This is a genomic window from Pseudotenacibaculum haliotis, from assembly GCF_042684245.1.
In the GTDB taxonomy this organism is placed as follows: Bacteria; Bacteroidota; Bacteroidia; order Flavobacteriales; family Flavobacteriaceae; genus Polaribacter; species Polaribacter haliotis_A.
Map to the genome: position 1 here is coordinate 57,119 of NZ_JBHULH010000011.1, position 14,575 is coordinate 71,693.

General features: G+C 34.2%; 13 protein-coding genes and 1 pseudogene. 10 read left to right on the forward strand and 4 right to left on the reverse strand.

What is annotated here, in order from left to right; all coding sequences use genetic code 11:
• The first annotated feature begins 5 nt into the window (after window positions 1-5).
• Complete coding sequence (locus ACFSRZ_RS13910) at window positions 6-716, forward strand: NRDE family protein (RefSeq protein ID WP_379667176.1); 711 nt, start codon at window positions 6-8, stop codon at window positions 714-716.
• On the opposite strand, the gene ACFSRZ_RS13915 is transcribed toward ACFSRZ_RS13910, so the two are convergent.
• From ACFSRZ_RS13915 to ACFSRZ_RS13930, 4 genes and pseudogenes are all read right to left on the reverse strand, one after another.
• On the reverse strand, window positions 713-1,528 hold the full coding sequence (locus ACFSRZ_RS13915; RefSeq protein ID WP_379667177.1) for a hypothetical protein: 816 nt from the start codon (window positions 1,526-1,528) through the stop codon (window positions 713-715). The two genes, ACFSRZ_RS13910 and ACFSRZ_RS13915, sit on opposite strands and share 4 nt — an antisense overlap.
• A gap of 12 nt (window positions 1,529-1,540) precedes the next feature.
• A pseudogene (locus tag ACFSRZ_RS13920) lies at window positions 1,541-1,855 on the reverse strand (DUF3667 domain-containing protein); the annotation flags it as partial.
• Window positions 1,843-2,229 (reverse strand): Co2+/Mg2+ efflux protein ApaG, encoded by a 387-nt coding sequence (apaG, locus tag ACFSRZ_RS13925; RefSeq protein WP_379667271.1) that lies wholly within the window; start codon window positions 2,227-2,229, stop codon window positions 1,843-1,845. The pseudogene ACFSRZ_RS13920 and the gene apaG, both read right to left, overlap by 13 nt.
• 90 nt (window positions 2,230-2,319) lie before the next feature.
• Window positions 2,320-3,552, reverse strand: coding sequence for a type IX secretion system plug protein (locus ACFSRZ_RS13930; protein WP_379667178.1), 1,233 nt, complete (start codon window positions 3,550-3,552; stop codon window positions 2,320-2,322).
• A gap of 211 nt (window positions 3,553-3,763) precedes the next feature.
• Here ACFSRZ_RS13930 and ACFSRZ_RS13935 point away from each other — a divergent pair, with 211 nt between their 5' ends.
• The 9 genes from ACFSRZ_RS13935 to ACFSRZ_RS13975 all read left to right on the forward strand — a co-directional run bounded on the left by ACFSRZ_RS13935 (window position 3,764) and on the right by ACFSRZ_RS13975 (window position 14,010).
• On the forward strand, window positions 3,764-5,113 hold the full coding sequence (locus tag ACFSRZ_RS13935) for a Na(+)-translocating NADH-quinone reductase subunit A (protein ID WP_379667179.1): 1,350 nt from the start codon (window positions 3,764-3,766) through the stop codon (window positions 5,111-5,113).
• A 12-nt stretch (window positions 5,114-5,125) separates the two neighbouring features.
• Window positions 5,126-6,355 (forward strand): NADH:ubiquinone reductase (Na(+)-transporting) subunit B, encoded by a 1,230-nt coding sequence (locus ACFSRZ_RS13940; RefSeq protein WP_379667180.1) that lies wholly within the window; start codon window positions 5,126-5,128, stop codon window positions 6,353-6,355.
• A 2-nt stretch (window positions 6,356-6,357) separates the two neighbouring features.
• Window positions 6,358-7,107: a Na(+)-translocating NADH-quinone reductase subunit C gene (locus ACFSRZ_RS13945; RefSeq protein ID WP_379667181.1), complete on the forward strand. Its 750-nt coding sequence runs from the start codon at window positions 6,358-6,360 to the stop codon at window positions 7,105-7,107.
• 4 nt (window positions 7,108-7,111) lie between these two features.
• Window positions 7,112-7,759, forward strand: coding sequence for an NADH:ubiquinone reductase (Na(+)-transporting) subunit D (locus ACFSRZ_RS13950; protein ID WP_379667182.1), 648 nt, complete (start codon window positions 7,112-7,114; stop codon window positions 7,757-7,759).
• 6 nt (window positions 7,760-7,765) lie between these two features.
• The gene (gene nqrE / locus ACFSRZ_RS13955) at window positions 7,766-8,509 is read left to right on the forward strand and encodes an NADH:ubiquinone reductase (Na(+)-transporting) subunit E (RefSeq protein WP_379667183.1); all 744 of its coding nucleotides are present in this window, start codon (window positions 7,766-7,768) and stop codon (window positions 8,507-8,509) included.
• A gap of 4 nt (window positions 8,510-8,513) precedes the next feature.
• Window positions 8,514-9,821, forward strand: coding sequence for an NADH:ubiquinone reductase (Na(+)-transporting) subunit F (nqrF, locus tag ACFSRZ_RS13960; protein WP_379667272.1), 1,308 nt, complete (start codon window positions 8,514-8,516; stop codon window positions 9,819-9,821).
• 192 nt (window positions 9,822-10,013) lie between these two features.
• Window positions 10,014-10,211: a hypothetical protein gene (locus ACFSRZ_RS13965; RefSeq protein WP_379667184.1), complete on the forward strand. Its 198-nt coding sequence runs from the start codon at window positions 10,014-10,016 to the stop codon at window positions 10,209-10,211.
• 263 nt (window positions 10,212-10,474) lie between these two features.
• Window positions 10,475-12,124: a tetratricopeptide repeat protein gene (locus ACFSRZ_RS13970; protein WP_379667185.1), complete on the forward strand. Its 1,650-nt coding sequence runs from the start codon at window positions 10,475-10,477 to the stop codon at window positions 12,122-12,124.
• Between the two features lie 1,031 nt (window positions 12,125-13,155).
• Window positions 13,156-14,010 (forward strand): helix-turn-helix transcriptional regulator, encoded by an 855-nt coding sequence (locus ACFSRZ_RS13975; protein ID WP_379667186.1) that lies wholly within the window; start codon window positions 13,156-13,158, stop codon window positions 14,008-14,010.
• Window positions 14,011-14,575 lie beyond the last annotated feature (565 nt).

The following is a 14,575-nucleotide window of genomic DNA, read 5'->3' on the forward strand; positions in this document are numbered from 1 at the left end:
ATTTCATGTGTACAGTAACCTATTTGCCTCTCGAAAATGAAGGATTTATTTTAACCTCAAACAGAGATGAGAGCCCAATGCGTAAAACCATTCCTCCCCAAAAATATCTCGAAAATGAAGTTGAAATTGTATATCCAAAAGATGAATTGGCCGGAGGTACATGGATTGGTTTAAGTAATAAGGATCGACTGGTTTGCTTGTTGAATGGCGGATTTGAAAAGCATCAAAGAAACTCTCATTACAGAATGAGTAGAGGTGTGGTTGTTAAAAAAATATTGAGTGTTGATGATCCTGTGAGTTATATCGAAGAATTTGATTTTGATAATATCGAACCTTTTACCATTGTTTTGGTCGATTGGAAATTAGAATTAAAAACATATGAACTTGTGTGGGATGGAAGTCAAAAACACTTTCAAGAACTACCACAAGAGCCTAAAATTTGGTCTTCTTCTACTCTATATGATGCTCAAATGAAATCTGAAAGAATAGAATGGTTTCAGGAATGGCTAGAAGGTCATTCAGAATACAAACAAGAAGAAATTACCACATTTCATAAAAGTACAGACAAGGGAACGGAAGGAACTACATTGAAAATGAAGCGTCCTTACGTAGAAACAGTAAGTGTTACCTCTGTAAAAAAAGAGCTAGGTGATGTAAGTATGAAATATCAGGATCTTCTAAAAGGATCTTCAGAAAATTTAGAAAACCTCTTCTAAATAAGTAAGAAAGAGATTAGTCCTACAAATATAATTCCTATAGTAGCCAAGAACAGGTATACCCAGTTGACAAGAATGTACTTGATCAATGTTTTAAAGAATCCTTGTCCGTAAAACTTCTTCATGGCTAAGAAAAGATAGATTAAGAATAGGATAGTAAACACCCATATAGGAGCATTCTGAGTAAAGAAATCCAGCAACACAAAAATGATTAACAGTAAGAAAAAGACTGTTTGTGTGTGAAAAACAAAGATCAAATGTTCTACATAGGTAAACTTTCTTCTGATATAGAAGAATTTTAAAAACAGGGTAAAGATTGGTAGTAATATAAATAATGATACAGATGCATACGACAGCATTTGGTTTAAGAACTTTTTACCGCTCTCTCTGTTGGTGAAAAATTCACCTGAAACTTTTGCTCTGTCATAGATAAATCGATTCTTAAAATTCTTAGCATAACCCAAACTATCCAAAGCATCATCAACGTTTATATTTGGGTGTTTTTGATGAAATACAACAAACTCATCAAAACGAGTAGCGCCCCCAAAAGAAAAGGCAGTACGATTCCTATTGCTGGTTGTGTCTTTTGCTTGTTTTTCGATTTCGTCTAATATTTTGTTCTTCTGTATAGAATCTAATGGAATAAAAGTACTGTTGAGCTTTTCACTCATTACATTTCTAATCGAATCTGCATCGATCTCTTTTGTATTGATTGCTTTGTTCAATTCTTCCAAAGAAACCTGTTGCTTTTTTGGAGAAGCTTGGGTCATGTCTTTGAACTTATTGTAGTTGTCAATAGCTCCAAAGATCAAAAAGAAGAGAATAGAAGTAGTTAAGTAGAATTGAAAAGGGTTTGAGTATCGGATTCTTTTTCCGCTAACAAAATCTTTGGATACTTTTCCTGGTTTGATTAGTAATGGGATTAATGTGGTCCAGAATTTGGCATCCCAAGAAATAAAACCGTTAAAGACCTCTCTTACAAAACTGACAAAGGTAATTTGTCTTCCCTTGTTCTTTTGCCCGCATTCAGGACAAAACTTTTCATGACCAAAAAAAGGATGACCGCAATTGAGACATTCCGAATCTTTGATGGTGGCAAGCTTTCGTTGTTTGTTATTTCTCTTAGTTAGTTTAATGATACAGGTGTTGAAAGTTGGAAAGTTGGTATGGTTACATCAAAACTCTGTTGTGTTTCTATATTTACCATGGTGTAAAATCCACTCATTGCTCCAGTGTTGGAAAGTAAGAAACATCCCGATTTGTATTTGTAAGTGTCTTGAGGTTCTAAAATTGGTGTTTGTCCAACTACACCTTCACCTTCTACAACTTCGGTTGTATTTAGTGAATCAAAGATCTTCCAAAAGCGATCTGTAAGTTGAACGGTTTCTAATGATTTATTTTCTATGGTAATATAATAACTGAAATTATGGTACAGACGATAATTTCTGTACAAAGTTCCATCATACTTCGTCTTTACAGAAATCTTGATCCCTTTTGTTATTTGCTGTACCATCATAGCTAAAGTAACATTTTTGGTTTAAAGTTCAAAGTTTAAATACGAAACAGAAAAATCTGAGATTTCCAATCTTCGCTCTTCAATTAGCTAACGCTCTCCTTGATAACTAATAGACCCTACACCAATTACTCTATCAAAAAGCCCACCTAAGGGTCTGTAGTAGACAATTACAGTATATTCGTTTTCTGTTTTTGAGAAGTTTCCTAAGATATCTGCTTGTGATATATCTCCATTACCTGAGCGAGTAACAAACGTATAGTTATAAAACCCTTGCTTTAAAGGAAAGTTGGCAAGGTAGGTTTTCGTGCCCGTATCATAGTACATTTTATTCTCATCTGTTAGTTTGAAGTTGTTAAATGCTCCATAAACGTATACATCTTTGTTTTCAAATTGATCTTCTACTTCCAATGCAAAATGCATCATGGCATAATCTGCTTCTGTTTTGGGATTGTCTCCCTCTAAAGTCCTGATAATAAACTGCCCGTTGATATCTGGATTGTATGTGTAGTTTTTTACCTCTTTGTTTTTATAAGGATACAGATAGTTGTGGTATAAGTCTTTTCGTACTACTCGAGCCACATTTACACTGGAGTTTCGTATGATCTTATTGTCGAAAAACAAATATTGATTTCCTCCCCAAAAATTGGTTTGCCTGGTATAGCGATAGATCAATTGGCTAGGTTTGTAAAACTGTGGTTCTACATTAGTAATAGCAGTTTTCCAGTTTTGATTTTGTAAGACAGCAACATGAATTTCCTGATTGGGATTGTTTAGCCTGATTGTAGGATGATTTACAATAAAGTTCACTGTTTGCTGTTGATCTAAGGTCTTGGTATTTCGACTCCTGCTTACAGAAACACCTACAACAGCAACAGATTCGTAAAGTGTAAATCTGCGAGTAAAAATAACTTCATCATACTGATCCAAAACGGATAATAAGTAGTTGCCACTTTTGGTAATTCTTGTGTTCTGATTAGGAAGTTTTACACTGTAGTGTGTGTAGTTTTGAAAGGTGTTGAACGAATTTTCTACGTTAAAAATTACGTTAGACTGAAACCCTTCTAAGTATTGATTGGCAATCAAACTGCTGGGAGTCCAATCGTGGTTCATCAATTCAACTTTATAATAATAATTCTTTTGATCCCCTTCCAAATCATCAAAGCTCAACTCTAAAGGAGTTCCCAAAGGAACTACAATTGAGAAATTTCTATCTCCCAAAGGCTTTAGTTGAATGGACTTGATGTAGTCCGGCTCGTTTTTTTGAGCAGTTGTTACTTTAAAAAGAAAGAGCAACAAAATGAAAGGCAATGTTTTTTTCATAAAAATAGAATCGACTTTTTAAGAAACGCAAAAATGAAACCACAATTATTCTACAAACCTAAACAATTAAAAACATGAGAGAAAATAAGTTTATTTAGAATTAATATAAATAAGTTTGAATCTCCAAGATAAAGTCCCATTTGTTCTGTCTTGACTATCAAAATAACTAAATTTGCATGATTTTTTTAGATAATTAAATTTCGTATTTACCATGTCAAAAGACATTCGTATCAAAAAAGGCTTAGATATTAAGCTGGTTGGCGAAGCAGAACACGTAACTACTGACATTTCTACAAGTGGAGTTTATGCAATAAAGCCAGAAGACTTCCACGGAATTATCCCAAAACTTATCGCAAAAGAAGGAACTGAAGTAAAAGCAGGTGAAGCTCTTTTTTATTCAAAGAGTGATGAGCGCATTTTATTTCCTAGCCCTGTAAGCGGAAAAGTAACTGAGATTATTCGTGGTGCAAAACGTAAGATATTAACGATGAAAATTCTTGCTGATGGAAAGCAAGAATATCAAGATTTTGGAAAGCAAGATGTTGCTAAGATGTCTGCTGATGAAGTGAAGAATCACTTATTTACAGCAGGATGTTGGCCATTTATCAAACAGCGACCTTATGATGTGATCGCAAATCCTAATCAAGCACCGAAAGCAATTTTTGTTTCTGCTTATGCAAGTGCACCTTTAGCTGCTGACTACAATTATGTATTGGCCGGAAAGGAAAAGGAATTGCAAGCTGCATTAACTGCTGTTTCTAAGCTTACAGAAGGAAAAGTTCATGTTTCTGTTGGAAAAGGTGATAACTCACCATTCAACGGACTGAACGATATTCAACTTCACAAAGTTTCCGGGCCACACCCTTCAGGAAATGTGAGTACTCAAATCGTAAACATAGATCCTATCAACAAAGGAGAAGTGGTTTGGGTTGTAGCACCAGAAGATTTAGTAGTGATCGGAGAGCTTTTGTTGACAGGAAAATTCAATATTACAAGAACAATTGCATTGACAGGTTCTCAATTTGAAAAGCCATCTTATGTAACGGCTTTAGCAGGAGCATCTATTTCTGATGTTACAGCAAAGAACTTGCAAAACAATAATACTCGAATCATCAGCGGAAACGTATTAACAGGAACTCAGGTTGCTGAAGACGGATTCTTAGGATACTACAACAACCAAGTTACAGCGATCCCAGAAGGTGATGATTACGAATTCTTTGGATGGAATAAGCCAATCTTTAACAAGATATCTACTTCCAGAGCCTTTACTTTTTCTTGGTTGAATTCAAAGAAAAAATATGACTTGAATACAAATACTAATGGAGAGCACAGAGCTTTTGTTGTAACAGGATCTTATGAAGATGTTTTCCCATTAGATGTTTATCCATTACAGTTTTTAAAAGCTTGTATGTATAAAGATTTAGATGAAATGGAAAACTTAGGAGGGTATGAAGTAGCTCCTGAAGATTTCGCATTAACAGAGTTTATTTGTGTTTCTAAGCAACCTCACCAAAAGATCGTGAGAGAAGGTTTGGATTTAATGAAACAAGAATTAGGCTAAAAATTTGAGAGAATGAGCTTAAAAACGAAACTACATAATTTAAAAGAGAAGTACAAAGGAACGAAGATGGCTCCTGCGTTTAACGCAATCCATACTTTTTTGTACTTGCCAAATGAAGTAACTCACGGAGGAACTCATATCAAAGCTGCAGATGATTTAAAACGTACAATGAACATTGTGATCATGGCATTAGTTCCATGTTTGTTTTTCGGAATGTTCAACGCAGGTTTTCAACACTACGCAGCAGTAAACGGCAACTTTGTGTCCGGAATGTCTTTCTTTAGTGGAGAGTTCTGGAATTTAGATAACTTCTTATTTGGAGCAGCGAGAGTTCTTCCTTTAGTAATTGTGTCTTACGTAGTAGGATTAGCAGTAGAATTTGTTTTCGCTGTAATCAAAGGACACGAAGTAGAAGAAGGATACTTAGTAACAGGAATGTTAGTTCCATTAATTGTTCCAATCGATATTCCATTATGGATGTTAGCAGTAGCTGTAATCTTTGGAGTGGTAATCGGAAAAGAAGTATTTGGAGGAACAGGAATGAACATCTTAAACCCGGCTTTAACAATTAGAGCATTTTTATTCTTCGCATATCCAACTTGGATGAGTGGAGATAAAGTATGGGTAGCTGAAGCTAGAGATAGAGCAGACCAACTTGCTGAAGGAGCAACAGGAATTGATGCTATTTCGGGAGAAACAGTTCTCGGAAGTCTGGCGCAAGGACAAGAATTAACCTATAGTGTATCAGATATGTTCTTCGGATTCATTCCGGGATCAGTAGGAGAAACATCCACATTATTAATCTTATTTGGAGCATTGTTCTTGGTTTTTACCAAGATCGGAAGCTGGAGAATCATGCTAAGTTCTGTAATAGGAGCCTTAGTAATGGGATTGATCTTTAACGCAGTTGTAGACCAAGGATGGATTACAGAGAGTAGCAAGTTCTATGCATTGATGAGTACTGAGTTCTGGCATCACTTGTTAATTGGAGGTTTTGCATTCGGAGCAGTATACATGGCAACAGACCCTGTAACAGCTTCACAAACCAATAAAGGAAAATGGATCTATGGATTCTTAGTTGGATTTATTTCAATTATGATCCGTGTATTCAACCCGGCATATCCAGAAGGAGTAATGTTAGCAATTCTATTGATGAACGTATTTGCTCCAACCATTGACCATTATGTGGTACAAGGAAATGTAAAGAGAAGATTAAAACGTTTAAAAGCTAAAAACGCATAATTATGAGCAAGAGAACTGATAGTAATATATATACGGTATTTTTTGCTACAGGTATGGTATTGGTTGTAGGCGCATTGTTGGCGTTCTTAGCATCCTTTTTCAAACCAACCATAGATGAAAATAAACGTATAGAGAAGCAACAGAACATTTTATACGCAATGGGCGTAAATGAAAATGATGAATCTAATGCGAATTTTGTTTCTAAAGATAAAGTAGGAGAAGAGTTTTCAAAATACATCACAAGACAATTGGTAATTACCAATGGTACAGAAGTAAGAGAAGATGAAAAAGCCTACTTGATCGATGTTAAAAAGGAGCAAGCAAATGCAAAAGATGGTATTGAAAGACAATTACCATTGTTCATCGGAGAAAAAGATGGAAAAACATTTTATATAGCTCCTATTAGAGGAAAAGGTCTTTGGGATGCTGTATGGGGATATGTTGCTATGGATGCCAATATGGTAGTTCAAGGAGTATATTTTGACCATAAAGGAGAAACTGCAGGTTTAGGAGCAAACATCAAGTTGCGTTTCTTTATGGATGATTTTACAGGAGAAAACTTAAAGGATGCTTCAGGAAACTTTGTAGGAATTGCAATTTCTAAGAGTAATGGAGACCCTTTAAATAAAGATAAAAATGATAATGAGGTAGATGCTATTGCAGGAGCAACTATTACAGGTGATGGTGTTGCAGCAATGCTGAAATCAGAATTGAAGTTGTATGTACCTTATTTTAAAACTTTAAATCAATAATTATATGGGACTTTTATCTAAGAAAGACGCAAAACTTATTACAGACCCATTTGCTGATAATAACCCAATTACCATTCAGGTATTAGGTATTTGTTCTGCCCTGGCGATTACAGCTGAGTTAAAGGCTTCTATTGTGATGTCTATTTCTGTAATCTTCGTATTGGGAGTTGGAAATGTTGTGATCTCTTTAATGAGAAATATCATTCCTTCTAAAATTAGAATTATTGTACAGTTGATCGTAGTAGCAACATTGGTAATTATTGTAGATCTGGTCTTAAAAGCCTTTGCTTATGAACTGAGTAAAACCTTAGGAGCCTTTATTGGACTAATCATTACCAACTGTATTATCATGGGACGTTTTGAAGCCTTTGCTTTAGGAAACGGACCTTGGAGATCGTTCCTTGATGGAATCGGAAATGCTTTAGGATATGGAGTTATCTTAATCATTGTTGGTTTCTTCAGAGAGCTTTTAGGCTCTGGAACACTATTAGGATTCCCTGTTTTAGGAGATCCAATTGCAAAAACAGGATTGTATGCTACAGGTTATGAGAACAATGGATTCATGTTATTGGCACCAATGGCATTGATTGTTGTAGGAATCATTATCTGGGTACAACGTAGTAGAAACAAAGCATTAATTGAAGAACACTAGGATATCATGGAACATATAGAATTATTTTTCAAATCGATTTTTATAGACAATATGGTATTTGCTACATTCCTTGGAATGTGTTCTTACCTTGCTGTATCTAAAAAAGTATCAACGGCCGTAGGTTTAGGAGCTGCTGTAATCTTTGTATTAGCAGTAACTGTACCATTAAACTGGTTGTTAGATCAATATATCTTAAAAGAAGGAGCTTTGGTTTGGTTAGGACCAGAGTATGCTGAATACGATCTAAGTTTCTTATCCTTTATCATGTTCATTGCTACAATTGCAACCATGGTACAATTGGTAGAGATCATCGTAGAAAAGTTCTCACCTTCTTTATACAACTCATTAGGAATCTTCTTACCATTGATTGCTGTAAACTGTGCGATCTTAGGAGGTTCTTTATTTATGCAATCTCGTGAAATTCCAACCTTAGGATTGGCATTAAACTACGGAATTGGATCAGGAATCGGTTGGTTCTTGGCAATCTTAGCCATTGCTGCCATTCGTGAGAAGATCCGTTACTCAAGTGTGCCTCCTGCATTACGTGGGTTAGGAATTACTTTCATTGTAACAGGTCTGATGGCTATCGGATTTATGAGCTTCGGAGGAATGTTAACCGGAGGAGATGAAGGTGAAGAAAAAGAGTCAACAGAAGTTTCAATTCAAAAAGAAGAGAAAAAAGAAGTTGATGTAGCCGAAGACGAGAAGACAAAAGAATTAGCAGAAATCACCAAAGAAACAGAGAAGTAAGATGATCACATTAGCAGCTAGTACAACAGGAACTATCGTAGCAACCGTAGCCGCTTTCTTAGTGCTTACATTGTTATTGGTAGCCTTATTATTGTTTGTAAAACAAAAGTTATCTCCATCAGGACCTGTAACTATTACAATCAATGGAGAAAAGAAAATAGAAGTAGCTTCAGGAAGTACTTTATTAACAACATTAGGAAACGAAAAAATCTTTTTACCATCAGCTTGTGGTGGTGGAGGTTCTTGTGTTCAATGTGAGTGTCACGTTAACGCTGGTGGAGGAGAAGCTTTACCAACAGAAACACCTCACTTTACACGTAAAGAATTAAAAGAAGGAATTCGTTTAGCTTGTCAGGTTAAAGTAAAACAAGACATGGACATTTCTATTCCGGAAGAAATATTCGGAATTAAGAAATGGGAAGCAGAAGTTGTTCGTAACTATAACGTAGCTTCATTCATTAAAGAATTCGTAGTACGTATTCCAGAAGATATGAACTACAAAGCAGGAGGATATATTCAGATCGAAATCCCTCCTTGTGAAGTAAAATATGCTGATATTGATATTACAGCACACCCAGAGGAGCACGAAACACCAGACAAATTCCAAGCAGAATGGGATAAGTTTGGATTGTGGCCATTGGTAATGAAAAACACGGAAATTGTAGAAAGAGCTTATTCGATGGCTTCTTACCCTGCAGAAGGACGTGAAATTATGTTGAACGTTCGTATTGCTACTCCGCCATGGGATAGAGCTAAGAATGGATGGATGGATGTAAACCCTGGGGTTGCTTCATCATACATCTTCAACCAAAAGAAAGGAGATAAAGTAACAATCTCTGGACCTTATGGAGAATTCTTTATCAACGAATCTGAGGCAGAAATGCTATACGTAGGAGGAGGAGCTGGAATGGCACCAATGCGCTCGCACTTATACCACTTATTCAAAACCTTAAAAACTGGACGTAAAGTTACATATTGGTACGGAGGACGTTCTAAACGTGAGTTGTTCTACATTGAGCACTTCAGAGAATTAGAAAGAGACTTCCCTAACTTTAAGTTCTACATGGCGTTATCTGAACCTTTAGAAGAAGATAACTGGAAAGTAAAAGATGGAATTGAAGGAGAAGGAGATGGATTCGTAGGATTCATTCACAATTGTGTGATCGATAATTATTTGAATCACCATGATGCACCGGAAGATATTGAATTATATTTCTGTGGACCACCGTTAATGAACAAGGCAGTTCAAAAAATGGGAGAAGATTTTGGAATCCCAGACGAGAACATTCGATTTGACGACTTTGGAGGATAATCCAAATAAAAATAAACTGAAAACCAGCTCATTGAGCTGGTTTTTTTATACCCCAAATTTACCTTGTCACTTTTTATCACCCTGCAGATTCTTTCTTAACACATATTGTTACCGCTAACAGGGAGCTTGCTTTTTATTCTGAACCTAGTTTTGTTGTAGCAAATAATGCTAATCTAATTAATAGCTAAAAAAATGAATAAAGGGAATGTTAAAAATAAATATGCAAACGCAATCTCACAGGAAGAAGCACTAAGAAAAGTAAGGGATTATGCGAAATATGCTGTGCTAACAGCAATTGGAATATATCTAATCTGGCATCTCATATCAATACAGGCAATGAGCCCATCTACTAATAGTGTTCCACCTCCACCAAGTGGATTTAGATGGTAAAAAACAAAAGCGAATGTGTCAACTGCACAAATGTTAAAAGTTTGTGATGCCACTTTTTGACACTGCTAATTTTTATAATGTACAATACAGAGTTATACTTTTGGCATATACTAATTGGTTTAGTAACTGTTAATAAAAAATCGATTAGGAGGGAAAACTGTTAATCCGTTTTCAGTTAGTTAAATACAAATTAGGGGACAGTATTTAACCAAAAAGCCGATAGTAACATATCGGCTTTTCTGTATTTTATTAGTTTTGTTATTATGAGATACTTATTAAGTTGTATTCTTACCCTATTCTTTCTTACCTCTATTTCCTCTCAAGAAGTAGATACAATCTTGGTAAACCTAAAAGAAAAAGTAAAAGAATCTCAGTCAGAAATTGAAAGAGCAATTGCACTTACTAAATTAGGAGAGCATCAGATAGAAACAGACCTTCCTAGAGCAGAACAAAGCTTTTTGGAAGTAAAAAACTTTTTAGAGTCCTGTAAAGGACATGATCATACCAGAGATACTTATTTGGCAAATGCCTACAACAAATTGGGAGTGATTAATCGTAGAAAAGCAAATTATATTCAAGCACTAAATTACTATCTCGATTCAAAAAAGATGTATGAAGAGATGGATGATTATGACAAAGTTGGAGATGTCATTCATAACATAGGAATCATTTTTCGCTATCAAGAAGATTACAAAAGGTCTATCTCAAATTTTAAGAAGGCTATAAGAATTAATGAGCAGACAAAAGATACCTTTGGAGTTGCAGCAGCATACAATATGATGGGAGTTTCTTATCGAAGGTTAAATAAGATAGACTCTGCAATGATCTGTTATCAGAAGGCAAAAGACTTGTTCAAAAAATTAAAAAGAGAAGAAGATATACGTGGAGTAGATAACAATTTAGCGACATTGTATTCTTCACAAGGAGATCATCAAAAATCTCTTCCTATTAAGCTAGATAATCTAAACTATTACAAGAGTATAGGAAATAAAATGTCTACTTGTGTAGGCTATTTTAACATTTCTAGAGATTATTCGTCACTTCAAGATTATGATACTTCATTAAAGTATGCAGACTCTTCATTAACAATTGCTTTGCAAGAAGGGTTTAAAGAAAGGATTTCAAAAGCATTTCTGCGTAAGAGTTACGTGTACAGGAAAAAAGAAGATTACAAAAATGCTTATGATAATTACAGAAGCTATAAAAGATATTCAGATTCCATTTTCAATATAGAGAGCGTTAAAAGAATTCAAGAGTTAGAATTGATGTATGAGTTTGAGAAAGAACGAAAGGAATTGGAAGTGATCTCAGACAAACAAAAATCGGAAGTACAATTATATGTTTTCTTATTTGTTTTAACTCTTATTGTAGGAACTACTGTAGGATACTTGCTATACAGAAACTATACGGCCAGAGCCAGAATTGTAAGAGAAAAGTTAGAGAAGGAAAAACTAAAGAAAGAGCTCTTACGTGAAAAAGTGAAAGTTTCAGAATCAGAATTAAAGTCATTGGTGGCTGATAACAGCATGCGATTGAAATTTATCATAGAACTGTCTGATAAAATCAAAGAAGATAAAAAACAGGCAGATTCAAAAGATATACAGCAATATACACAATCATTGATCTTACAATTGCAACAGCAGATAGCTACTGAGAGTAAATTATCATCCATACAAGATAGAATAGAAGAGGTAAACAGAGGCTTTGATAGTAAGATTGTAAAGCTATACCCAAGTCTAACAAAAACAGAACGAGAAGTATGCGCTCTGTTACGTTTAAATCTATCAATTAAAGAAATTGCATCCATAAGAAATGCGACAACAGATTCAGTGAAAGCTTCTCGTTATCGAATTCGGAAAAAACTGCAGGTTCCTAGCGGTGAAGAGCTTGAACATTTTATACAAAGCCTGTAAAAATGGTACTTGTCACTTTTTGTTACCTTCAAAATTTTCTACTTATCAGAATGTGTCCTAACATTGCTGTTTAAAATAAAGAGAATGAAAAGATGTCCTTGTTGTGGTTCAACATCAAGACTACGAATTAAAAGAAAGTTCCTTTTAAGAATTTTGCCATCTAGTAGAAACTACTTCTGCTATAATTGCAGAGCTGAATATTTTTGGTTCTCATTAATAGATAAAACTTTCCTCTTAAAAAGAAGGTAAGGTTATAGTATAATTGCCAAGTGCCAGTGTCTATCTCCATTAATTACTATAGATTCTCCCCAGTTCTTTGTAAAAGAACCTGTTTACATTGGCACTTTTTATTAGTTTAATTGATTAGTGCTAGTTGAGGGGCTAGAACTGATTTTATGAAAGTCGACTATATGTCGGCTTTCTTTTTTAACTTAAAAAATTACTTCTTAAGAAAATTTTGAGGAGTCCTTCTATTGTTTGAAAAAGTTAGAATTACCACCACATTATAGAGACCACCTAATTTCAAATTTACCCATAATATTCCTTTGGCTTTATAATGGATGTTATTGATAGAATATTGAATTGAACTAAAAACAAAATTATAGACGCCACCTTTTAACACCATCGAGGTTAAAGGGCTATAAAAGCGGCGTACTATATTTGAAAAGTATTTAGTTCGCAGGATGTATAATGTTGATTGCTAGGGTAATTAGCGGTTTAACTGTTTCAATTAAATACAGTTGGGGGAATAATAGTCTAGAAAGTCGATTGTAGAAAGTCGACTTTCCTTATTATCTGATGTATTAATTATGAAATGTTTTATAAGCTTAACATTTATCCTACTATTTACCTACTTTCAAAAAAGTGGGACTACCCTTGAAAGCTCAAAAGAAATAAAAAAAGAATCTGAGTTAGAAACAAAATGTCACTACCAACAGATTGGTGAAAAAGAGTTTCTTGTCAAAAATTATGATTTAGAATATTACAAAAGAGTTACCAAAGACAATTTTGCCTGTATAAGATATTCAAACATGGCAAAAAAATATTACAACTTAAAAGATTATTCCAATGCGTTGAAATATGCAGATTCTTCTCTTGAAGTTGCTAGGAAGGTTGGAGAAAGAGAAAGAATCTGTAAATCTTATTTAAGAAAAAGTTTGATATATAAAGAATTAGAAGATTATAAAAATGCTTATGAAAACTATAGAAATTACAAGGAGTATTCTGATTCTATTTCCTCTATAGAGAGTATAAAACGAGCTCAAAAATTAAAACTAATTTCTGTAAAGCAAGGAAAAAAAGTTAAGTTCTATATTCTTTTACTTTTAGGATCACTTGTAGTTTTTATATCAGTCGGATATCTATTATACAAGAAATACTCAGTTAGAGAACGAAATGTCAGAGAAAAACTAGAGGAAGAAGAATTAAATAAAAAATTACTCTGTGAGAAAGTAAGAATGTCAGAATGCGAACTAAAAACATTAGTAGCAGACAATAGTATGCGGCTGAAATTCATTACTAAGTTATCAGAACAAATCAAAGAGGATAAAGATGAAAGTGAATCAAGAGATGTAAGGAGGTATACACAATCTTTAATTCTCAGGTTGCAACAACAAATAGCTACAGAAAGCAAATTCTCGTCTATCCAAGGTAAAGTTGAAGAAATGGATAGGGGGTTTGATACTAAGATTGTAAAACTCTATCCAACCTTAACAAAAGCTGAACGAGAAATATGTTCTTTGCTAAGGTTAAACTTATCTATTAAAGAAATTGCTTGTATTAGAAATACATCAACAGATTCTGTAAAAGCATATCGCTACCGACTTAGAAAGAAACTTAAACTTCCCGGAGATGTTGAACTAGAACAATTTATGCAGAATATATAATTATTGCTGTAATACTTTTTGATACCATGAAAAATTTATTCTCAAAAAAATGGAGTGTAGTTTTACCTCGTAAAATTGAAATAGAATGAAAAGATGCCCAAATTGTAGTTCTAGATTTAGGTTTCGGGTAAAAAAAAAAGCCTTTTAAGAGTCATACCTGCCTGTAAAAATTACGTATGCTACAATTGTGACTCTAATTATTTGTGGTTTCCCATTTTTAATAGAAACGTCTTGTTAAAAAGAAGGCATAACTAAGAAAAATGGGAAAGGAAGCAGAGAACGTCAACGCTTTCGATTGTTGTTTAACAACATCGATTGTTTTGGCGTTTTTTTGTGGAATTTTCTACTTCGTTAAATAAGAATATATGACTATGAAGAGAAAATTGTTTTTGAGATAAACAAAAATATAACCTCATAACTCTTCAAAGAAAGCAAGATAAACTTAGAGAATTCATACAGTGTTTAACACTTTCATAAACAGAAGTTTTAAAAGTTTTTTATTGACTCCTTTTGAAACCTTAGATTCTTATGATCTCTAGTTTTGATGTATACCTTTGCTTTAAGT

Excerpts from the sequence above, each read along its gene's own strand:
- ACFSRZ_RS13950 (WP_379667182.1), top strand. The coding sequence starts at position 7,112 with ATGGGACTTTTATCTAAGAAAGACGCAAAACTTATTACAGACCCATTT.
- ACFSRZ_RS13965 (WP_379667184.1), top strand. The coding sequence starts at position 10,014 with ATGAATAAAGGGAATGTTAAAAATAAATATGCAAACGCAATCTCACAG.
- ACFSRZ_RS13970 (WP_379667185.1), top strand. The coding sequence starts at position 10,475 with ATGAGATACTTATTAAGTTGTATTCTTACCCTATTCTTTCTTACCTCT.
- nqrE (WP_379667183.1), top strand. The coding sequence starts at position 7,766 with ATGGAACATATAGAATTATTTTTCAAATCGATTTTTATAGACAATATG.
- ACFSRZ_RS13975 (WP_379667186.1), top strand. The coding sequence starts at position 13,156 with ATGGCAAAAAAATATTACAACTTAAAAGATTATTCCAATGCGTTGAAA.
- apaG (WP_379667271.1), bottom strand. The coding sequence starts at position 2,229 with ATGGTACAGCAAATAACAAAAGGGATCAAGATTTCTGTAAAGACGAAG.
- ACFSRZ_RS13940 (WP_379667180.1), top strand. The coding sequence starts at position 5,126 with ATGAGCTTAAAAACGAAACTACATAATTTAAAAGAGAAGTACAAAGGA.
- ACFSRZ_RS13945 (WP_379667181.1), top strand. The coding sequence starts at position 6,358 with ATGAGCAAGAGAACTGATAGTAATATATATACGGTATTTTTTGCTACA.
- ACFSRZ_RS13930 (WP_379667178.1), bottom strand. The coding sequence starts at position 3,552 with ATGAAAAAAACATTGCCTTTCATTTTGTTGCTCTTTCTTTTTAAAGTA.
- ACFSRZ_RS13910 (WP_379667176.1), top strand. The coding sequence starts at position 6 with ATGTGTACAGTAACCTATTTGCCTCTCGAAAATGAAGGATTTATTTTA.
- ACFSRZ_RS13935 (WP_379667179.1), top strand. The coding sequence starts at position 3,764 with ATGTCAAAAGACATTCGTATCAAAAAAGGCTTAGATATTAAGCTGGTT.